The sequence below is a fragment of the Micromonospora maritima genome, from assembly GCF_902825405.1.
In the GTDB taxonomy this organism is placed as follows: Bacteria; Actinomycetota; Actinomycetes; order Mycobacteriales; family Micromonosporaceae; genus Micromonospora; species Micromonospora maritima.
On sequence record NZ_CADEAU010000005.1, the window covers coordinates 16,551 to 32,990 of the forward strand.

At 70.0% G+C, this 16,440-nt stretch carries 27 protein-coding genes, 32 tRNA genes and 1 pseudogene; 4 read left to right on the forward strand and 56 right to left on the reverse strand.

The features are described 5' to 3' along the window. Positions 1 to 110: 110 nt before the first annotated feature. From HUW36_RS01495 to HUW36_RS01540, 10 genes and pseudogenes are all read right to left on the reverse strand, one after another. Positions 111 to 1,502 (reverse strand): hypothetical protein, encoded by a 1,392-nt coding sequence (locus HUW36_RS01495; RefSeq protein ID WP_174526417.1) that lies wholly within the window; start codon positions 1,500 to 1,502, stop codon positions 111 to 113. Between the two features lie 70 nt (positions 1,503 to 1,572). Then, a pseudogene (locus HUW36_RS01500) lies at positions 1,573 to 1,647 on the reverse strand. 145 nt (positions 1,648 to 1,792) lie between these two features. Then, positions 1,793 to 1,863 (reverse strand) — tRNA-Cys (locus tag HUW36_RS01505). A 5-nt stretch (positions 1,864 to 1,868) separates the two neighbouring features. Next, positions 1,869 to 1,941: transfer RNA gene (locus HUW36_RS01510), tRNA-Arg, on the reverse strand. A gap of 87 nt (positions 1,942 to 2,028) precedes the next feature. Continuing rightward, positions 2,029 to 2,104 (reverse strand) — tRNA-His (locus HUW36_RS01515). Between the two features lie 2 nt (positions 2,105 to 2,106). Beyond that, a tRNA-Val gene (locus tag HUW36_RS01520) sits at positions 2,107 to 2,179 on the reverse strand. Between the two features lie 5 nt (positions 2,180 to 2,184). Beyond that, positions 2,185 to 2,272: transfer RNA gene (locus HUW36_RS01525), tRNA-Ser, on the reverse strand. 4 nt (positions 2,273 to 2,276) lie between these two features. After that, positions 2,277 to 2,349 (reverse strand) — tRNA-Asn (locus HUW36_RS01530). Between the two features lie 29 nt (positions 2,350 to 2,378). Then, positions 2,379 to 2,451, reverse strand: a tRNA-Glu gene (locus HUW36_RS01535). 5 nt (positions 2,452 to 2,456) lie between these two features. Next, a tRNA-Val gene (locus HUW36_RS01540) sits at positions 2,457 to 2,528 on the reverse strand. A 157-nt stretch (positions 2,529 to 2,685) separates the two neighbouring features. Between HUW36_RS01540 and HUW36_RS01545 the strand changes: the two genes are divergently transcribed. Both HUW36_RS01545 and HUW36_RS01550 read left to right on the forward strand, forming a co-directional pair. Next, positions 2,686 to 3,162, forward strand: coding sequence for a hypothetical protein (locus tag HUW36_RS01545; RefSeq protein WP_174526418.1), 477 nt, complete (start codon positions 2,686 to 2,688; stop codon positions 3,160 to 3,162). A 96-nt stretch (positions 3,163 to 3,258) separates the two neighbouring features. Continuing rightward, a complete protein-coding gene (locus tag HUW36_RS01550; protein WP_174526419.1) occupies positions 3,259 to 3,747 on the forward strand; it encodes a hypothetical protein in 489 nt (162 codons plus the stop codon). A 1-nt stretch (position 3,748) separates the two neighbouring features. On the opposite strand, the gene HUW36_RS01555 is transcribed toward HUW36_RS01550, so the two are convergent. From HUW36_RS01555 to HUW36_RS01655, 21 genes are all read right to left on the reverse strand, one after another. After that, positions 3,749 to 3,826: transfer RNA gene (locus HUW36_RS01555), tRNA-Met, on the reverse strand. Between the two features lie 2 nt (positions 3,827 to 3,828). Next, positions 3,829 to 3,901: transfer RNA gene (locus HUW36_RS01560), tRNA-Arg, on the reverse strand. Between the two features lie 3 nt (positions 3,902 to 3,904). Next, positions 3,905 to 3,980 (reverse strand) — tRNA-Lys (locus HUW36_RS01565). Position 3,981: 1 nt separating this feature from the next. Further along, positions 3,982 to 4,056: transfer RNA gene (locus HUW36_RS01570), tRNA-Lys, on the reverse strand. Between the two features lies 1 nt (position 4,057). After that, positions 4,058 to 4,150 (reverse strand) — tRNA-Ser (locus HUW36_RS01575). A 142-nt stretch (positions 4,151 to 4,292) separates the two neighbouring features. Then, a tRNA-Pro gene (locus HUW36_RS01580) sits at positions 4,293 to 4,367 on the reverse strand. Between the two features lies 1 nt (position 4,368). After that, positions 4,369 to 4,444 (reverse strand) — tRNA-Pro (locus HUW36_RS01585). Between the two features lie 5 nt (positions 4,445 to 4,449). After that, a tRNA-Arg gene (locus tag HUW36_RS01590) sits at positions 4,450 to 4,522 on the reverse strand. Position 4,523: 1 nt separating this feature from the next. Further along, a tRNA-Ile gene (locus HUW36_RS01595) sits at positions 4,524 to 4,601 on the reverse strand. Position 4,602: 1 nt separating this feature from the next. Continuing rightward, positions 4,603 to 4,692 (reverse strand) — tRNA-Ser (locus HUW36_RS01600). 14 nt (positions 4,693 to 4,706) lie between these two features. Continuing rightward, positions 4,707 to 4,780: transfer RNA gene (locus HUW36_RS01605), tRNA-Asp, on the reverse strand. Between the two features lie 113 nt (positions 4,781 to 4,893). Beyond that, positions 4,894 to 4,966: transfer RNA gene (locus HUW36_RS01610), tRNA-Ala, on the reverse strand. A 14-nt stretch (positions 4,967 to 4,980) separates the two neighbouring features. Then, positions 4,981 to 5,062, reverse strand: a tRNA-Leu gene (locus tag HUW36_RS01615). A 5-nt stretch (positions 5,063 to 5,067) separates the two neighbouring features. Beyond that, a tRNA-OTHER gene (locus tag HUW36_RS01620) sits at positions 5,068 to 5,191 on the reverse strand. A gap of 5 nt (positions 5,192 to 5,196) precedes the next feature. Further along, a tRNA-Thr gene (locus HUW36_RS01625) sits at positions 5,197 to 5,269 on the reverse strand. Between the two features lie 6 nt (positions 5,270 to 5,275). After that, positions 5,276 to 5,349: transfer RNA gene (locus tag HUW36_RS01630), tRNA-Thr, on the reverse strand. Positions 5,350 to 5,354: 5 nt separating this feature from the next. Further along, positions 5,355 to 5,426: transfer RNA gene (locus HUW36_RS01635), tRNA-Gln, on the reverse strand. 37 nt (positions 5,427 to 5,463) lie between these two features. Further along, positions 5,464 to 5,907, reverse strand: coding sequence for an HNH endonuclease (locus tag HUW36_RS01640; RefSeq protein ID WP_174526420.1), 444 nt, complete (start codon positions 5,905 to 5,907; stop codon positions 5,464 to 5,466). 37 nt (positions 5,908 to 5,944) lie between these two features. After that, positions 5,945 to 6,017 (reverse strand) — tRNA-Gly (locus HUW36_RS01645). Between the two features lie 98 nt (positions 6,018 to 6,115). Beyond that, positions 6,116 to 6,191: transfer RNA gene (locus tag HUW36_RS01650), tRNA-Thr, on the reverse strand. 7 nt (positions 6,192 to 6,198) lie between these two features. Continuing rightward, complete coding sequence (locus tag HUW36_RS01655; RefSeq protein ID WP_174526421.1) at positions 6,199 to 6,720, reverse strand: hypothetical protein; 522 nt, start codon at positions 6,718 to 6,720, stop codon at positions 6,199 to 6,201. A 151-nt stretch (positions 6,721 to 6,871) separates the two neighbouring features. On the opposite strand from HUW36_RS01655, the gene HUW36_RS01660 reads away from it, so the two are divergent. Next, the gene (locus HUW36_RS01660) at positions 6,872 to 7,288 is read left to right on the forward strand and encodes a histone-like nucleoid-structuring protein Lsr2 (protein WP_174526422.1); all 417 of its coding nucleotides are present in this window, start codon (positions 6,872 to 6,874) and stop codon (positions 7,286 to 7,288) included. Positions 7,289 to 7,347: 59 nt separating this feature from the next. Here the strand turns inward: HUW36_RS01660 and HUW36_RS01665 are convergent. The 23 genes from HUW36_RS01665 to HUW36_RS01765 all read right to left on the reverse strand — a co-directional run bounded on the left by HUW36_RS01665 (position 7,348) and on the right by HUW36_RS01765 (position 15,141). Further along, positions 7,348 to 7,419: transfer RNA gene (locus tag HUW36_RS01665), tRNA-Gly, on the reverse strand. A gap of 12 nt (positions 7,420 to 7,431) precedes the next feature. Beyond that, positions 7,432 to 7,505 (reverse strand) — tRNA-Glu (locus tag HUW36_RS01670). Positions 7,506 to 7,720: 215 nt separating this feature from the next. After that, positions 7,721 to 7,793 (reverse strand) — tRNA-Phe (locus HUW36_RS01675). 7 nt (positions 7,794 to 7,800) lie between these two features. Beyond that, positions 7,801 to 7,873: transfer RNA gene (locus tag HUW36_RS01680), tRNA-Ala, on the reverse strand. A 107-nt stretch (positions 7,874 to 7,980) separates the two neighbouring features. Further along, positions 7,981 to 8,053: transfer RNA gene (locus HUW36_RS01685), tRNA-Trp, on the reverse strand. A gap of 82 nt (positions 8,054 to 8,135) precedes the next feature. Next, positions 8,136 to 8,264 carry a hypothetical protein gene (locus tag HUW36_RS34825; RefSeq protein ID WP_281357487.1) on the reverse strand — a complete coding sequence of 43 codons (129 nt, stop codon included), beginning with the start codon at positions 8,262 to 8,264 and terminating at the stop codon, positions 8,136 to 8,138. A gap of 282 nt (positions 8,265 to 8,546) precedes the next feature. Beyond that, positions 8,547 to 8,861, reverse strand: coding sequence for a hypothetical protein (locus HUW36_RS01690; protein ID WP_174526423.1), 315 nt, complete (start codon positions 8,859 to 8,861; stop codon positions 8,547 to 8,549). Continuing rightward, positions 8,858 to 9,139, reverse strand: coding sequence for a hypothetical protein (locus tag HUW36_RS01695; protein WP_174526424.1), 282 nt, complete (start codon positions 9,137 to 9,139; stop codon positions 8,858 to 8,860). Before HUW36_RS01695 ends, HUW36_RS01690 begins: the two co-directional genes overlap by 4 nt. A gap of 65 nt (positions 9,140 to 9,204) precedes the next feature. Beyond that, positions 9,205 to 9,807, reverse strand: coding sequence for a hypothetical protein (locus HUW36_RS01700; RefSeq protein WP_174526425.1), 603 nt, complete (start codon positions 9,805 to 9,807; stop codon positions 9,205 to 9,207). Beyond that, positions 9,804 to 10,160, reverse strand: a complete 357-nt coding sequence (locus HUW36_RS01705; RefSeq protein WP_174526426.1) for a hypothetical protein — start codon at positions 10,158 to 10,160, stop codon at positions 9,804 to 9,806. The genes HUW36_RS01700 and HUW36_RS01705 overlap by 4 nt, the downstream gene beginning before the upstream one ends. Positions 10,161 to 10,269: 109 nt before the next feature. Next, positions 10,270 to 10,491: a hypothetical protein gene (locus HUW36_RS01710; RefSeq protein ID WP_174526427.1), complete on the reverse strand. Its 222-nt coding sequence runs from the start codon at positions 10,489 to 10,491 to the stop codon at positions 10,270 to 10,272. Further along, positions 10,488 to 10,772: a hypothetical protein gene (locus HUW36_RS01715; protein ID WP_174526428.1), complete on the reverse strand. Its 285-nt coding sequence runs from the start codon at positions 10,770 to 10,772 to the stop codon at positions 10,488 to 10,490. Before HUW36_RS01715 ends, HUW36_RS01710 begins: the two co-directional genes overlap by 4 nt. Then, positions 10,769 to 11,230 (reverse strand): hypothetical protein, encoded by a 462-nt coding sequence (locus HUW36_RS01720; RefSeq protein WP_174526429.1) that lies wholly within the window; start codon positions 11,228 to 11,230, stop codon positions 10,769 to 10,771. The genes HUW36_RS01715 and HUW36_RS01720 overlap by 4 nt, the downstream gene beginning before the upstream one ends. Continuing rightward, positions 11,227 to 11,601: a hypothetical protein gene (locus HUW36_RS01725; protein ID WP_174526430.1), complete on the reverse strand. Its 375-nt coding sequence runs from the start codon at positions 11,599 to 11,601 to the stop codon at positions 11,227 to 11,229. The genes HUW36_RS01720 and HUW36_RS01725 overlap by 4 nt, the downstream gene beginning before the upstream one ends. Further along, positions 11,594 to 11,932: a hypothetical protein gene (locus HUW36_RS01730; RefSeq protein WP_174526431.1), complete on the reverse strand. Its 339-nt coding sequence runs from the start codon at positions 11,930 to 11,932 to the stop codon at positions 11,594 to 11,596. The genes HUW36_RS01725 and HUW36_RS01730 overlap by 8 nt, the downstream gene beginning before the upstream one ends. Beyond that, positions 11,929 to 12,270, reverse strand: coding sequence for a hypothetical protein (locus tag HUW36_RS01735; RefSeq protein ID WP_174526432.1), 342 nt, complete (start codon positions 12,268 to 12,270; stop codon positions 11,929 to 11,931). The genes HUW36_RS01730 and HUW36_RS01735 overlap by 4 nt, the downstream gene beginning before the upstream one ends. An 80-nt stretch (positions 12,271 to 12,350) precedes the next feature. Continuing rightward, positions 12,351 to 12,713, reverse strand: a complete 363-nt coding sequence (locus tag HUW36_RS01740) for a hypothetical protein (protein ID WP_174526433.1) — start codon at positions 12,711 to 12,713, stop codon at positions 12,351 to 12,353. Beyond that, positions 12,713 to 13,396 carry a nucleotidyltransferase domain-containing protein gene (locus HUW36_RS01745; protein WP_174526434.1) on the reverse strand — a complete coding sequence of 228 codons (684 nt, stop codon included), beginning with the start codon at positions 13,394 to 13,396 and terminating at the stop codon, positions 12,713 to 12,715. Before HUW36_RS01745 ends, HUW36_RS01740 begins: the two co-directional genes overlap by 1 nt. Position 13,397: 1 nt before the next feature. After that, positions 13,398 to 13,640: a DUF6354 family protein gene (locus tag HUW36_RS01750; RefSeq protein ID WP_174526435.1), complete on the reverse strand. Its 243-nt coding sequence runs from the start codon at positions 13,638 to 13,640 to the stop codon at positions 13,398 to 13,400. Position 13,641: 1 nt separating this feature from the next. Then, positions 13,642 to 13,827, reverse strand: a complete 186-nt coding sequence (locus HUW36_RS01755; RefSeq protein WP_174526436.1) for a hypothetical protein — start codon at positions 13,825 to 13,827, stop codon at positions 13,642 to 13,644. Continuing rightward, positions 13,824 to 14,048: a hypothetical protein gene (locus tag HUW36_RS01760; protein ID WP_174526437.1), complete on the reverse strand. Its 225-nt coding sequence runs from the start codon at positions 14,046 to 14,048 to the stop codon at positions 13,824 to 13,826. The genes HUW36_RS01755 and HUW36_RS01760 overlap by 4 nt, the downstream gene beginning before the upstream one ends. A gap of 2 nt (positions 14,049 to 14,050) precedes the next feature. Continuing rightward, positions 14,051 to 14,176 (reverse strand): hypothetical protein, encoded by a 126-nt coding sequence (locus HUW36_RS34830; RefSeq protein WP_281357488.1) that lies wholly within the window; start codon positions 14,174 to 14,176, stop codon positions 14,051 to 14,053. Then, on the reverse strand, positions 14,176 to 15,141 hold the full coding sequence (locus HUW36_RS01765; protein WP_246247785.1) for a phosphatase domain-containing protein: 966 nt from the start codon (positions 15,139 to 15,141) through the stop codon (positions 14,176 to 14,178). The genes HUW36_RS34830 and HUW36_RS01765 overlap by 1 nt, the downstream gene beginning before the upstream one ends. Positions 15,142 to 15,198: 57 nt before the next feature. On the opposite strand from HUW36_RS01765, the gene HUW36_RS01770 reads away from it, so the two are divergent. Further along, on the forward strand, positions 15,199 to 15,447 hold the full coding sequence (locus HUW36_RS01770) for a hypothetical protein (RefSeq protein WP_174526393.1): 249 nt from the start codon (positions 15,199 to 15,201) through the stop codon (positions 15,445 to 15,447). 5 nt (positions 15,448 to 15,452) lie between these two features. Here HUW36_RS01770 and HUW36_RS01775 read toward each other — a convergent pair whose 3' ends face one another. Next, positions 15,453 to 15,653: a hypothetical protein gene (locus tag HUW36_RS01775; RefSeq protein WP_174526438.1), complete on the reverse strand. Its 201-nt coding sequence runs from the start codon at positions 15,651 to 15,653 to the stop codon at positions 15,453 to 15,455. A 1-nt stretch (position 15,654) separates the two neighbouring features. Beyond that, positions 15,655 to 15,855, reverse strand: coding sequence for a hypothetical protein (locus tag HUW36_RS01780; protein ID WP_174526439.1), 201 nt, complete (start codon positions 15,853 to 15,855; stop codon positions 15,655 to 15,657). Positions 15,856 to 16,440: the final 585 nt, after the last annotated feature.

Consider the following 16,440-nt stretch of genomic DNA (forward strand, 5'->3'; position numbering starts at 1 on the left):
CCCCGGGGTGGTGAACCCGGGGGCCTTCCTCGTGCACGGCCGACACCACTGGTGCGACCAGCTGACGCGACGACGTTAGCGGCTCTCGCCGGCCGGTGCCACGCGGCGGGTCACCCCGCCATCTTCTTGCCGGGCAGGTCGCTGGTGACCACGCCGCCGGCCAGGCCGTGCGCGATGTCGCCGGCGTACCCGGCCTTGATCTCCTTGCCGGAGAACGCGCCGGCGCGGCGCAACAGCTCCCCCCACACCGGATCGGCCACGGTCACCCCGTGCACCAGCTCCGGCGTCGGCTCGAACTTCGCGACCGCGCCGCGGGCGCGCGGCGCCGTCCAGCCGGACAGCTCCGGGTCGATGCCGGCGGCCTCGCAGGCCAGCGCCACCGTCTGCCGGGTGCACGTCGCCTTGCCGGCGATGATCTCCCAGGGCAGCGGGAGGATCGCCCAGACCTCGGTGTTCGGGTCGATCTGCGAGCCCGACGAGGTGTGCCAGTAGACCAGGTCGGCGGCCATGACCCGCATGACCTTTCCCGGACACAGGACGTCGAGCAGCTCCTCAGCCCCGCAGGCGTAGACGGTGTTCATCCAGCCGTCCCGCGCGGTGTTGTAGGCCTGCGCGACGGTGTTCCAGGTCGACGAGTCGACGCCCCGGCGCACCACCATAGTCAGGCGGTCCACCTCGTCGCTCCACGCCCCCTGCAGGATGCCGGCGGCCGAGCGCATCAGCGCCGACCAGCGGCCCATCAGCTCACCCTGCTCCGCCGGCGACAGCTGCTTGACGATCTCCGGCTTCGAGTGGACCCGCGAGATCATCCACCAGTTCGTCTCGTCGCCGTTGCGCACGCACCGGCGCAGCAGCATCTGCGCCACCTCGTCGAACGGGTTGGTCCGGCCGTCGAGGGTGAACTGGCGGCGCACGTTGCGGCGCGCCGTGTAGTAGGCCACGAAGCAGGCCGCGGCCGGGTCGCCGGTGAACTGCTCGAAGCTGATGTCGGCGACCAGGCCGTTGCGACCGACGATCAGTAGCTCGCGCTCGCGCGTCTGCCGGTCCAGTCGCTCGACCTTGTCGTGCATCCGCGCCAGGTGCCGCAGCAGGCGGTTGTACTGCCGCTTCGACAGGTCCAGCCCGGCGCCCTTCAGCTCGGCCCGGGTCATGCGGTGCTTGAACTTGTCCCCCGGCTGCCAGTCGACCGGGTCCGCCGCGCGGGCGATCAGCTCACGCACCTGCCGCGGGTCGGCGGCGTCAACCGTTGTCGACCACGACTCGGTCAGCCGCAGCAGCACCTCCACCTGGTGGTGCGCGCCGACCGGCCGCGCGAAGTCCGCCGACATCAGCGAGCCCCAGTAGCGGGCCCGCGAGGCCTGCACCACGTCGCTCAGCAGGCGCTCCTCGTGCCGGCTCAGCTCGTCGCCGAAGCCGGACAGGATCAGCCGCGCCACGTCCTCGGGGCGCATGCGCGCGTCGAGGCCGGCGTACAGCTCCTGCAGGATCTTCCACTTCGACACGAGGGCCTCCTGGGTTGGGGATGAAGAAGAGCCGGGGGCGCGACTCGCGCGCCCCCGGCTCCCCAGGTTGGTCAGCTGGCCGGATTCGAACCGGCGCCCATCCGGAAAGCGAGAGCCAGAGGTTCCGCCGCAGAACTTCAGCCGACACCTGGAAGCTAGTACCGTGCGCGCCGCTCGTCGAACCAGCGGGGCACCCCACGTCCCGGAACTCGGAGTCGAACCGAGGAGAGCGCCGTCATGAGCAGCACGTGGGCCCAGCCCATCCCGGGGAGACACAGTGGATGGCATCGAGGCCGTGACCGGATTCGAACCGGCGTACGCGGTTTTGCAGACCGCTCCCTCACCACTCGGGCACACGACCGTGAGCGCCCCCGGCAGGAATCGAACCTGCGACCCCCAGGCTCGGAACCTGGTGCTCTCTCCGCTGAGCTACGAGGGCATGGTGTGCGCCCCTGGTGCCGACCCAGGTCTGCTCGAAAGCGCCGGATTTACAGTCCGGGGGGCGTGCCGCCGCCCACGACGCACATGGTGTGACTGGGCGGATTCGAACCGCCGCCCCCGGGGCCACAACCCGGTGCGCTAGACCGCTGCGCTACAGCCACCGTGCCCGCGCCGGGGATCGAACCCGGGCCCTCTCCGGTGTGAACGGAGCGCTCATTCCGCTGAGCTACGCGGGCATGCGCGGAAGGGGTGGGATTCGAACCCACGAGGAGGCTCTTCACCCCCTGCGACGCTTCCAACGCCGCTCCCGTGACCGCCGGGACCCCTCCATCGCTCCGGTGGCTGGATTCGAACCAACGCCTGTACGGATTAACAGTCCGCTGCCCTACCGCTGGGCGACACCGGAATGAGCGCAGCGCTCGCAGCGCCGCGAAGTAGAGCCGACGGGGATCGAACCCGCACGATCCGCCTTGAAAGGGCGGCGACCTGCCAGTTAGTCGACGGCTCCATGCGTGCCCCGAGCTGGTGTCGAACCAGCGGCCTCCTGCTTGTCGAGCAGGCGCTCTCCCGCTGAGCTACCGGGGCATGTCGGCCAGCCTGACCAGCGCCAGGTCGAGGCAAATTCATTTGTAACTTAAAGTGTCTTACTCGTTGCCCATCTGGGTAGGGAGCAGAGATCGACAGCGAAGATCGCTCCTGCGGTGGAGGGGCCACCCGGGGGCATGAGCGCTTGGGGGAAGCGATGCCGAGTTTTGTTACCCGCGCCAACGGATCCCGCAACGGGAGCGCCGCCGCCTCGATCAGCACCCAGCCCATCACCGAGGCCATCGGGCGGGCCCGCGCCGCCGCCGCCAAGGAGCGCGAGGACCGCGACCACCACGGCCCCGGCTCGTGGCACAAGGGGCTGCTCATCGGTGCCACGATCGCCGCGCCGGCGAGCTGGATGGGGCTCGCGTGGGCTGTCGTGCAGTGGCGCGACGAGCACGTCACGGTCGTTCACGCGGTCTGGATCGGCTTCGCCACCGTCCTCGCCGCGGTCTGGGCCGTCATCGCCGCCTCGTACGTCAGCCGGCGGCAGTCCGCCAGCCAGCACGACGAGCTGCTGCTCGGCTTCGACGCCGTCGCCGACCGAACGATGGACTCCAGTCAGGCCGTCGCCGGCGTCGTGGAGCACCTCGCCAACGCCATCCCGAACGCCAAGGTGCACAGCCTCAGGTAGGTCCGTCGGATACCCGACTGAGCTGCGGCGGGAGGCGGTTCAAGGAGGGCTTGCAGCGTCTGGCCACTGTGGTCCGCGATCGGTACGCTACTCGTCGTGACCGAGCCTGCTGCCACCGTCGACGAGTCCTCCCCCGCCGCTCCGGCCGCGCCCCCACCCCACGACCGCTTCGACGTCTTCCTCGACGCGATTGGCAGGACCTTCGGACTCGGCTTCGGCCTCGGCATGGCGGCCGTCGTCGTGCTCGTCGCCGTGGCGGTCATCAGCTCCGGCAAGCTCGGCGACATCTTCGACGAGGACCAGTTCCACGACCGCGTGGACTCGATTAACGCGGTGTACCGGCAGGGCGAGCGCGTCCGGGCGGAGCTGAGCAGGTCGGGCACCGCGCTGACCAACGAGACCATGTGCGAGGACGCCTTCCACCGCGTGGGCGCCGACGATGAGCGGGTTAACCGCTGGACCAAGGACCAGAAGCCGGACACCGCCTTCGCCGAGCTGCGCAAGCTGTCGTTCATCAACGGCTGCCTCGGCCGGCCGAACCAGCTGCCGGCGACGCCACTGCCCACGCCGAGCCCAACCAGGTAGTTGGTAGCGGAGGCTGGATTTGAACCAGCGACCTCTGGGTTATGAGCCCAGCGAGCACTCCGAGCTGCTCTACTCCGCAAGCGCCCCGCGCTGGGATCGAACCAGCGACACCCGCCTTAGGAGGGCGGTGCTCTGTCCTCTGAGCTAGCGGGGCATGTGGTGCGCCGAGCGGGAGTCGAACCCGCGACTTTCGGATTAAGAGTCCGCAGCTCTGGCCTCTGAGCTACCGGCGCATGGTGCCCCCGGGGAATTCCGACATCCCGACCCGCCGGTTAAGAGCCGGCTGCTCTTCCTCTGAGCTACGGAGGCTTGGCGGAGAGAAGGAGGGTTGAACTCCTACGGGCTGTTTCACCCCAACCGCTTTCGAGGCGGTGGCCGTCGCCAGCTGTCGGCTGGTCTCTCCAGGCTGTGACCCGTCGGCTGGCCCGGCCACGTCACCGCCACAGCGACGTCCGGGGAGTCGAACCCCGGCAACACCCACCGCCCCCGGGTAACCCCAGCCAGGGCTGACATGCCCGGCGGCACCCGGGCCTTGCGGATCAACGTCGGGTAGACAGGATTTGAACCTGCGAACCTCCCGGTCCCGAACCGGGCGCGCTACCAAGCTGCGCCACTACCCGCTGGTCAGGACGGCCGGGCTCGAACCGGCGGCCTCCGGCCCCCCGAGCCGGCGCGCTACCCACTGCGCCACGTCCTGATGCGCGCCCCCGGCAGGATTCGAACCTGCGACCCCTGGATCCGTAATCCAGTGCTCTATCCGCTGAGCCACGGGGGCATGGTGTCGTCGGGTGGGCTCGAACCACCGCATCTCCGAGTTATCAGCTCGGTGCCTTCACCAGCTTGGCCACGACGACCTGGCGGAGAGGGAGGGATTCGAACCCCCGGCGGTTTCACCCGCTCCGCGCTAGCAACGCGGCGCCATCGGCCAGACTCGGCCACCTCTCCATGTTCTTGCTGCGCGGCGCCGACGGGACTCGAACCCGCGACCTCTGCCGTGACAGGGCAGCGCTCTAACCATCTGAGCTACGACACCTTGGCGCGCGACCTCCCAGCCGGCTCGGCTTCCCCGCAGGGGCTCGATCTCGCGTCTGGACCGCCTGTCGCGCATCAGCGATCCTGCGGCCACGAGCTGGCCGGACTGGGCAGTGGAATCGGGCGGAGTCGAACCGCCGGCCTCGGGATTGCGAAACCCGCGCTCTACCGTCTGAGCTACGACCCCAGGTTGTTGCTGCGTGCGCTCGGAGGGAGTCGAACCCCCACGCCTCTCGGCACCGGTTTCTGAAACCGGCGTGACTACCATTTCCACCACGAGCGCGTGGTGGCCGCCGGCAGGATTTGAACCTGCGACTCCCCGCCCCTCCTCCAGTCGTACGCACTGGCCGTCGGACGTGTCGACCCGTCGACGAACGGTGGGGCGGTTGCTCTCCCGCTGAGCTACGGCGGCACGAGAGCCAGCGGCGGGAGTTGAACCCGCATCCTCCCGATTACGAAACGGGCGCTCTGCCTGGTGAGCTTCGCTGGCGTGCGGAGCCGACGGTGGGACTCGAACCCACGACCTGCGGGTTACAAGGCCGCTGCTCTGGCCATCTGAGCTACGTCGGCGTGCGCTCCGGGACAAGGATTCGAACCTCGCTTTCCGCATCCAGAGTGCGGCGTCTTGCCGAATAGACGATCCCGGAAGGGTGGCCGGCGAGTCGCGATCTCGCCGGCCGGCGGTCAGCGCTGCACGGCGCTCGCCCAGGTGGGGACCGTCGGCTGCAGCTGCAGCTCCATGCCGGCCTCGGCCGGCGTCCGGTCCGCCTTGCGCTGGTTGCACGAGTAGCAGGCGCTGACGGTGTTCTTGTAGCTGTTCCGACCGCCGCGCGAGCGGGGCAGGATGTGGTCGACGGTCGTGGCAGGGGCGAGGCAGTACCCGCACCGGTGGCCGTCGCGGCGCAGCACGCCGGCCTTGGACCAGGCGGGGCCGTTGGTGTAGCGCCACTTCGTGACGACGTAGCGGACGAGCCGCAGGACCTTGGGCATCGGGAAGACGCCGATCAGCCGGTCCGGCTCGGCTTCGTGGATCTCGGCGACCTGGCGCATGAGCATCCGGATCGCGTGTCGTACGGGGACCCGGTGCAGTGGTCCCAGGTCGGCGTTGAGGACGAGAACGGCGTCCACCGGGCCTCCTTTCGTCTCGTGGCCGGTGATCGTTGAGAGCGGACGACGGGGTTCGAACCCGCGACCTGCACCTTGGCAAGGTGCCGCGCTACCAGCTGCGCTACGTCCGCATGGTGGGTGCTGCTATGGTGCTGAACGCCCGCCGGACCGGCCGGCCCTGCTTGCAGGGTTCCTCTTCGGAGGCTCTCCGGCGGGCGCCTTCGTGTTGTGGAGCCGCCGCGGGGAGTTGAACCCCGGGCCTCGTCCGTACCAAGGACGCGCTCTACCTCCTGAGCTACGGCGGCGGGTGGATCAGATGGCGCCGAGGCCGACGTGCTCGCCGTGAGCTTGGGCGACCAGGCAGGGCCATGCCACGGCTGCGCAGGCGCGGCAGACCCATTGCTGACGCTCGCGGCTCCAGGCCGGCCGGTGGTAGGCGGGCGGGAGGGTGAACCGCGTCGTGGCTTCGAGGCCCTCGATGCCGGCGAGGTCGTCGACGAGCAGCCCGGCTGGGGCGGCGGGTCGGCGGGCCTTGCAGTGCGGGCAGATCAGCGGCGGGCGGCAGCGGGCGACGTCCTGGATCCCGGGCTCGCCTCCACCCCTCAGGGTGGCCATCGCCTCGTCGAGATCGGCGCCGGTGGCGCGACAGAATGCGCGCACTTTGCCGATCTCGGGGTAGTCGTCCCATTCGCCGTTCTGCCACCGGAACACCGTGCTCCGGCCGATGTGCCCTTGAACGATCTGGGTGATCGACGTGATCTCGTCGGTTTTGGCATTCTCGACCGCGCGCCGCACGAATGCGGCCCATCTCTGCTGCGGCGTAGTCGATTGCATCTCCGCCACTCCCCCCAGGCGTTGAGAATCGCGAGGCCGCTACCTGCTCCAATGGGCGCCCTCGTCTTGATGATCTGCTCAGCTGACGCTACGTTGTGCACCATACCGTCTCGTACGGAGTGGTTCACTCTGGCTCATCCCTGGGGGACAAGTGGCTCGTCAAGAGATCGTCAAGCTGTTCGACGACATCACCGGTGAGGACATCACCGATCAGCGCGGTGCCGGCCGCGTCGAGTTCGAGGTCGGGGGCAAGCGGTACGAGGTCGACCTCAGCACCAAGAACCAGGACGCGCTCAAGGAGGCTCTGGAGCCCTTCATCTCTGCTGGTCGGCGCGTCGTCAGCGCCAGCGTCCGCCGGCACCTGGAGTCGCCCAGTCGCCGCACTGCGCACCTGGATCGTGCCCAGCTGGCGGAGATTCGCCGCTGGGGGCAGGAGAACGCCGCGGCTCTGGGCCTGAAGCCGCCGTCCGACAAGGGTCGGGTCTCCAACGAGGTGCTGGAGGCGTACCGGGAGCACGACGGGCAGCGGGTGCGCCGGCCGGTGCCGCCCGCGTTTGCCGCCGCCTGACGTGCAGAACTGTCGACGAGGCCGGTGGTGGGGCGACTCGCTGCCGGCCTTCGTCGTTGAGCGGTGCCGGGGACTTGAACCCCGCCCAGCAGCTTGGAAGGCTGCCGCTCTGCCAGATGAGCTAGCACCGCATTGATCTTGCGTAGGCCGTAGGGGGCTCGAACCCCTAACCTCCTGGGCGAGAACCAGGTGAGCTGCCAGCTTGCTCCAACGGCCCATGGAGCCGGCGAGGGGTCGGGTTGCGCGCCCGGGCGCTTCCCCTCGCCAACGTGCCCGACCGGGACTCGAACCCGGAACCTCCCCCTCAGCGGGGTGCTCTGCCACTTGAGCTACCGCGCCAGCCGGATGCCAGTCCGGCCCCCGCCCTACCGCTCTCGGTCCTCCTCGCCGCTGGCACGGCGGATCGTCGCGAGTTCGGGTCGGGCGAACCTGTGCCCACCGCCGGCGTCGAACCGGCAACCTCCGAGTTTTCAGCCCGGCGCTCTACCCCCTGAGCTTGGTGGGCGTGCACGTGGAATCGCAGGGAGTCGAACCCTGGGCCTCCGCTCTGCCGAAGCGGTGCTCTACCAACTGAGCTACGACCCCATCGCCCGGCCGCCGACAAGGAGCTGCCGGCGGCCGGGGTGTTGCATGCCATCCACTGTGTAGTTCTCAATGATCATCGCCGAGCCGGCCGAGGCCGGGACGTTGCGCAGGGGCGACAGGACTCGAACCTGCAACCGCCGGTTTTGGAGACCGGTGCTCTACCAGTTGAGCTACGCCCCTATGAAGTTTTTCCTGGTCCGGATATGGAAGAAGCCGCCTCACCCCGTGTGCTGGGTGGGCGGCTTCCGCGTTCTGCGGGGCGCTAGCCGCGCCACCTGCCCAGCGTCTGGGTGTTCCACTGCTCATCGAAGGCTCGTCCGTTGCACGCGGGCAGCACGACGTAGCCGAGCGGCATGGACCGCTTCGACTCGCTGATGTGCTGCGCGTTCATCGGGGAACTCCTCGATCGGTGGTTGACCTTGCACTCATGACGGTAGGTGGCAACGTGCCAATCGGGCAAGGTTTTTTCGGGGCACGGCATCGACGGGGATGCGTCGAGGGGCGGTCACCGGATGGTGTCCGCCCCTCGTTTTCGCAGGTCAGTCCTGTTGTTCGTCGGGCTCATCGGCGCGCCGAAATTCTTCGACCTCGGCGAGCATCTGCGCGCGGTAGGCGGCCACGCGATCCTCGTCGAGGTCCATCTCGGCGCGTACCTCGGGCCAGCTTCGACCGCTCACGCGGCGACCGACCTCTGGGCGATCCGGTCAATCAGTCGATGCAGCTCGCCGACCGGCACGACCCGGTCCTCACGATCCCCCTGGCTCGCCCTGAGTCGGGCCTCCTCGGCTAGCTCGCGCACAAGATCGTTCGGGGTGATGCCGCGGCGGTCGGCTTCATCCTCCAGCCAGATGGCCAGGGCCTCGTCCTCGCCGCGGATGCGGAACGAGTAGGACATCTTGACGGGGCGCCGCTCTCGTTCCACGGTGGCGCCGGTTAGATCAATGGGCTCCTGGGAGAGCTTCAGTGCTTCCTCGCGTTCGCGGTTCATGACGCACCCCTGTTCAGCAGTACCTCGGCATCGGTGATTTCATCGCCGGTCAGGTGTCGAGCGGTGACCACCAGGTACTGGTCATCGCTCTCCTCGATGAGGGTTACCGCCAGGAGCTGGGCGTCGCGCCCCCGTCCGATGATCCGCAGGATGGAGCCGATGTGCTGGCGGATCTTGGGGTGGGCGTAGCGCAGGACGTAGACGACGTCCTGCCAGGCCACCTTGTTGACAGCTAGGGCCTCGTAGCTGTCGTCGTCCCAGCGGTATTCCTCATCCACAGGGTGAGTATACATTTGTAGACACCGCCAATGGGGAGTTCGCTCGGGTCGCTTTCCGGAGCTGCTTACTCGATCTCGTCCTCGGACGAGGCCCCAGGAAGCCACCGTACGCCGACGCGCTTCGCCTGCAGCTCCTTGACGAGCCCGTCAACGTCGCGGCCGATCCAGCCCAGCTTCCGGGCGTACGGCGGGGCGGCGACCACCCGGCCGTCGCGCACCTCCACGCCGACGGTCGCCCGCCCCATCGGCACCCAGAGCGCGCCGGCCTCGACCGTCCGCGGCAGGGTCACCCGCCACGCGAGCGCGCCCTGCTTCTCCGCCTGGTCCGTCGTCCAGCCCGAGCCGTAGGTCTTGGACCAGCGGCAGGCGATCCGCAGGATCCGGGTGCACTCGCCGGCGATGAGCAGGTTGCGCTCCTGGAAGCCGCCCGGGCCATTCCATTGCCGCACCGTCGGCAGGTGCTCCCGGTGCGGGATGCCGTGCTTCTTGGCCAGGGCGACGCCGAGGGAGTCGATCCCCTCGGCGCCGCCCGACACGACCAGGTCCGGCCGCCGGCGCGCGAACACGCCCTCGATGATCTCCTCGGCGGCGGCGAGCGCGCTCAGGTCGACGAACGTGGTGCTGCCGACGATCGCCAGCACCACCGGCTCGGTCGGCAGGGTGGTCACTGGCAGGACAGGTGCTGCTCGGCGAACCCGTCCGCCGAGAAGCTGATCATGCTGGAAACAACTCGCGCGGCGGCCACCTCGGGCAGGGCGACCAGGCTGCCCTCCGGCAGCACCGGCAGGACGCCCTCCCAGGTCACGTCCGACCCTCGGCCCACGACCCGAAGCACCGTCTTCATCCCGCCCTGCGGCACCGTCGCGGTCAGCGCGTGAGCCACGGCGAGCGCCGTCCGCTCCACGGCCTCCATGCCAGACCAGCCGTGCTCGGTGTAGGTGGCGCCGGCGACGTAGTCGCCGTCGACGTAGACGTGGACCGTTTCGTCGTTGGGTCGCTCGATGGTCACTCGATCGGTCATGCCCTCTCGCCTTCCTCGTTTGTCGTTGCCGCGTGCTCCTGGCTGGCGCCCACGCGGCTTCTGCCCGGCGCCGCGCGGGGGGCTCAGGGAGAACCGGCCCGGCATCGGGTCAGGCATTGCGCTGTTGCGCCTGCTTCTCGAAGTGCTTGCGGCGCCTGGCGAAGTATCGCCGCACGGCGAGCCACTCGTCTTGCACCGCTTCCACGTCCTCCTCCGAGGGCTCCTCGCCGGTGGCGCGCTGGAGGTGGGCTCGCATCTCGTCGTACTCCAGGCCGCTGATGATTGACTCGAACAGGTCGTAGGCGTTGGCGTTGACCATGGGGTCGCTCATGCCGGCATCTCCGAGCGTGGCCGAGGCGGCGCGTCCGCGGCGGTCAGCTCGCAGCCGCACTCGATCGGATCGTGCGCGTGCCCGTCCTTGCGGGCCTGCCAGATCAGGCCGAGCAGCTGCTCCTCAGTGAGGACGAACAGGGCCCGCCGGTCGCTCTCGCGGACCTCGATGTCGAGGCCGAGCACCAGCACGGTGCCGTACAGCCCCTCGGCCGTGCGCTCCGGCTCGGGCAGGGACGCCCAGTGCGCCCGGAAGTCCTGGAGCATCTGATCGAGGCTCATCGGTCGGCCGCCTGGAGCCCGGCGCGCACGCCGGCGTTGAACACGGCGATCGTGGCGTACTGGAACGCCTCGTGGCGGGCCTCGGTCCAGCGCGTGGACATCGGCTCCTTGGCCAGCAGCCAGCCGGTGTACGCGCCGATGCCCTCGATCCGGGCCATGTCGTAGTCCTCCTCCAGGATCTCGTGGGCCCGGGCGGGGTTGCGCTTGACGCACTCGGTGCAGCTGACGCTGACCCCGCAGCGGCTGAATCCGCAGCCGGGGCAGCGCCGCAGGTCGAGGGGCTCCACCGGGCGGCGCCTCGGCGCGACGACCGGCACGAAGCGGCCCTCGGCGATCAGGCCGCCGAGCAGCGCCCGGGTGGCGGCCAGGTGCTGCTCGGTCACCTCGGCGTCCGGGTGTCCGGCGATGTAGGCGGCGAAGCGGCGCACCTCGTTCTCGTCGATCAGGGTGTCGCTCACGGCTCGATCCTCTCGATGACCAGGGTCGGGGTGTCGTCGCGCCACCAGCGGTTCATCGGGCTGCCCTGGTCGTCGACGGGCCAGGTGGCGCGGTGTCGGTCGGCGGCGTCGGCGAACGCCTCCCGCTCCTCGGTGGTCATCTTCTTGGTCAGCCACCACCAGTTGCCGTGGAGGTAGACCGAGAAGCAGGCAGCGTCCAGCTCCGGGTCCTGCAGCCGGCCGGCGGCGGCCAGGGCCCGCAGGGCGGCCCGGGCGTTGTTGCGGTACTCATCCATGAAGTCGGGCTCGCTCGTCAGCGGGTCCCCGGGGTAGTCGCTGAGGAAGATGGCCTGCGCGACCCGCTCGATGTCCTCCTCGCGCGGCTCAGCCACCGCTGCTCACCTTCGCGCCGTTGCCGCCGAAGCCGCCGCGCGCCGGCAGGCCGAGGTTCGACCGCCCGGAGCTGTTCCCGGCGGCCACCTTCTGGCCGCCACTGGGCAGCCGATCACCGGTCCGGTACGTGCTGCCGCCGTAGCTGCCGACGTAGATGAAGGCGCCGCCGTCGTCGTCCTCGCACTCCTCGGCCGGCAGGATGGTGCGCTGCTCGTCACCGCAGTACGCCGTGTCCTGGGTGCTGCTGCAGCCGGCGATCGTGGTGCCGACGGCGGCGGCGAGGGCCAGGAACGTGGCCGACAGGGCCACCTTCGAGCTGCGCCTGTTCACGCCTTCTCCGGCCGCAGGAAGGTGGTGGTGTCGGCGAGCGCCCAGGCGATCGAGTCCTGGCGGTACTCGCCGGCGAGCCGGATCAGGTCGGCGCGCAGCCGGCTGATCGCATCCAGGTCCACGGGCAGCTGCAGCGCCCAGCAGGCGTTCTGCCACGGGTCGGTCGGCTTGGAGTGCCAGTTGCCGTGGATGTGGCCGCCCCGGTACGAGGCGGCGATGCCGATGGCCTGCTCGACGCGCCGGGCGAAGTCCGCCCACTCGCGCTGGGGCAGCTCGTCGTCGGAGTTGCCGATGCTGATGTAGGCCACCGCGCGGCGGCTGATCTCGGTCTGGCTCATCGTTGGCCAGCTCCTTTCGTTCTCTCTCTGGCCTGGCGGCCACCGCGGGGGCTCGGGGATCCCGAGCCCCACGGAAGCGGTCAAGCGGAGGCACCGCACACGCACTGCTGGGCGTGCGCGGTGCGCGAGAAGGCGCCGAGCAGCAGTGCGGCGGTCTCGACGGCGGCGCAGTCGCAGTGGTGGTCAACGTGCAGGCGGGTGGTGGGGTTGACCGGGGCGTTGAGGTCAGGGCGGCAGTCGCACAACGGCGACCCGGGGCGCTCCACGATGCGGGCGTCCCGGAAGCCGTGCTCCACCAGGGCGTCGACGACCCGGCCGGCGAGGTCGGCAACCCACTCCTGGGTGTCCGGGCTGTCATGCAGCAGGCTGTCGACCTCGTCCAGGCCGTAGTTGTCGAACGGGAACCGGCAAATGGCCATGGCGGCCACGTCGGCGGCAGTCATCAGGCAGTCTCCAGGTGAGCCAGGCGCACGCGGCGCAGCCACGCCTCGATCGGCGCGGGGTCCGGGTGCGCCGGCAGGGGCGACGTCATGTTGTAGAGGGCACGCTCGGCGCCGGCCAGCAGCTCCAGGGCGATGCCGGCGTTGCCCGCGGCGACCTGCTCGCCGAAGTTGCGGTACCAGTCCGGGTCGTCCAGCTCGATGCGCAGGCTGCCAGTGCGGTACAGCTCGACACCCTGGGCGATGAGCCGGGCGAGATGCCTGGCGTGCTTCGCCGTGCGCTTCCGGAGGTCGGAGGAGAACGAACCGTCGCCGCGGTCGTTCAGCTTCTGGAACTGCTTGGTGGCGTAGCCGAGGTAGGCGCGGCGCACCAGCTCGGAGCCGAGCAGCGTGGAGCGCAGCTCGATCAGCTCGTCGCCGAGCGGGGTTCTGACCTCATAGAGGCGCTCGGGCAGCCACATCAGCTCCATCGCGGTTGGATTGCAGCCGAGCGCGAGCTTGCAGAGCTTTCTCGCCTCATGCAGCGTGAAGTCAGGGTTCGTCGTGACGACTGACTCCTTGGGCTGATGCAGCCCGTGGAACTCGACGGTGGGCGCGGCGAAAACCCCAAGCCGGTCAACGTCGGAGCCGCGGTGGGCCAGCCCGTAGGCGGTCGACCCGACGATGCCGGAGAGCAGGACGTGCACGTCAGCCCTCCACGTCTCGCACGAGGCGGTAGCCGGTGCTCGTCGGGCGGAACCGGTTCAGGCGGATCCGGGTGCGGCGCGCCCTCAGGATCGAGGGCGACGGCTCGCCGTGGGCGTCCACGGCGATGACGTCAGCGTGGGTGCTGTCGACCGCCGTCACCTTGACCAGGCGACCCTCGCTGCGCTTGTCGTTGTCGGCCCAGATCTGCCCGACGCGGACAGCGGGCAGATTCTTCTCGGCCATGTCACTTCCCTCCAGAGGTCTCGGCGACCTCCATCTCGCTGGTGATGTCGCGCAGCTCGGTGACGATCCTGCGGATCGTGGCGGGCAGGGAGCCCTCGCCGAAGACGCTGAGGCCGGCCTCCACGCCGGCGAGCTGCCCGGTGACGCTCTCCAGTCGCTGACGCAGGTGGGTGGTCGTGGTGCTCACGCCGCCTCCTTCTGCTCGGCCGCGGGGCGCGGCCAGGTCTTCCACTCGTCGAACTTCTCGGCGGGCACGGGCTGGTCGAGCAGCGTGGCCGCGTCGACCTCGGACAGGCCGTTGGCCTGCAGGCCGGCCATGGCGCGCTCCCGGGTGAAGTGGCCGGAGGCGTAGTGCACCCAGACCCCCTCGTTGGCCTCGCCGATCAGCTGGTGCAGCAGGTACGCCATCGTCAGCTCCCCTGCTCGCGGTAGTTCCGGGCGCCGAGCGGGCTGCACCTCACCGCGAGCAGCGCGTAGGTGGCCACCGCGCCGAGCGGCAGGGAGGCGAAGACGAGAACCTTGCCCCAGAAAGGCATCAAAACTTCCCTTCATCGACCTGAAAGACGGTGAGCCCGAGCGACCTCCACATCCGCACGACCTGCTCCCGGTCGTCGAAGACCCCGACGACGGTGCAGCGGTCGCGGATCTCGCGGTCGAAGATCTCCCGCTTGACCTCGGCGTCGGTGCGGCCGTCGCCCTTGGCGCGCATGTAGAGGCCCAGGGACGGCACGCCGACGTGCTTGGTGAGCCAGGCGGTCGTGTCGGCCCGGGCGGTCTCGTCCCGGCCGGAGCAGAAGACGATCGGGAAGCCGGCGGCGTACATCGCCCGGACGGCGGCGATCACCCCCGGGTTGGGCAGGTCCTCGGACACCCGGGTCATGTCGAACGGCGAGCGGTCGCCGCGCAGTGCCACCGTGCCGTCGATGTCGACCATGACGATGTCCGGCGCGCCGGGCTTCGGCACGTACGGCTGAGCGGGCGGCATCGAGACCAGCTTCGGCAGCGCCAGCTTGCCCTTGCGCTGGACGAGGTAGCGCTCGTGCATGCCGCGGATGGCATCCTCGCCGACCCACGGGTGGCCGGCGATGCGGCGCAGATTGTCGCGCTGGATGCACTCCTCCACCGACACGGCGAGGCACTCGTCATTGACGGCCAGCTCGGCGCCGGTGCGCGCGATCATCGCGACCCAGACCCTGGTCGCCTCGGCGGACAGGTTGGTGTCGTCGACGATGACGGTCCTGCCGGCGGCCAGCAGCCCCTCGACGGCGGCGTGTCCGGCGATGGAGACCTGATCCTCCTGCTCGCGCTCCTGCGAGCGGTCGCCGTGCAGGAGGTCGCGCAGGCCGTCGCGGCTGATCCGGGCGGCGACGACGCCGTCCTGCAGCAGCTTCGACCGCAGTCGCAGGGCCTCGGTGGTCTTGCCCGAGGCGGGCAGGCCCCGGAAGACGATCAGTTTGCCGGCCGAGCGGATCACCACGCCGGCAGTCGAAGAAGTGGGCACCCACATATCGTACGCGAGGCTTCCCAAAAGTGGGACCCCACATGGCAGACTGATCGGGTGGCAGACAAGACCCCGGAGCCGGACCGGCACGTAGATCCGCGCGTGCCCGCCCGCGCGCCGAGGGAGCTGCAGGACGCGGCGCGTCGCGCGCTGCCGGAGGGCAAGGTCCTGTCGCAGGCCGTGGTGGCATTCCTGCACGCGCTGGTTGCGGATCCCGAGCGGGCGCTCGCGCTGCTCCGTGACCACTGGCCGCCAGAAAAGAAGGGGCGCCCCAGGACCAGGTCCCAGGGCACCCCTGACGAGTAGCGCCGCTACGCCGGCGGCCGGATGATCGGCTCGGCCGGAGCGGCATGTCGTTCGAGGAAGCGCAGCGCGGTCTGCAGCGGCTCGCAGTCGACGAGCCCGCATTCGCCGCACCGCCGGTCCTCACCCTGCGGCCGGTGCTTGGCCGCCCTACGCTTGGCGACCGTGACCATCCAGCCGAGGTCCCGACGGCGGACTGGGGCGTCCATCTCAGCGCCTGCCGTGGAACGCCGCGCCGCTGACGAGCGGCCGGCGAGCGACGTCGCGCAGGTGGGCCAGGGCCTCGTCGAGCGCGGGGCATCCCTCTTCGGTGCAGCGGTCGCAGCACGGGATCCACGGCGCACCTTCGGGCCGGCGGTGCACGGCGACGACGCTGTTGGAGCGCAGCGCCTCGGCTGTCAGGACGCTCACGACTGGGCGCCCGGCACTCGGTAGAGCATCTGCTGGCCGAAGGTGGGCTGCGGGTCGGCCTGCGGGTGAGCCTCGGCCGGAGGGTGCGCGGGGGCCGGCGCTCGCCCCACGGCCCGGCGCATACCGAGAGGGCCGGCGTCCATCGCCGTCATCTCCCGGCGGAGCCTCCACAGTCGCCACCTACGTACGGGCCAGGGTCGTCGCATCATCCTCACGCTCCCAAGTTGGGTGGGCCGGGAGGGGCGCGGCGGCGAGGAGACCCCCTCTCCCCGCCGCCGCGACCCGGATGACGGGCCCGACAGCAGGGCCCCTTCGGCTCCTACCGCCGCGCCCGGCCAGCGGGCGTGGGCGTCCCCCACGGGGGAAGGCGACACCCACGCCCAGCAAGGGGGTGCGGGGCCATCCGGACCGCCTGGGGGGACCGACCGGAGTCGGGTGCCCGCACCCTGTCTGTGGGCGTGCTGCTCGGTGCATTTCCTGCGCCGGCACCGTGCACACCGGCAACCATCAATCTGGCACGTTGCCATTAGGCACACAAGGGGGAGCGCCGATTTAGGTGACAGAAAGTTTGGGGACCGGCACCCG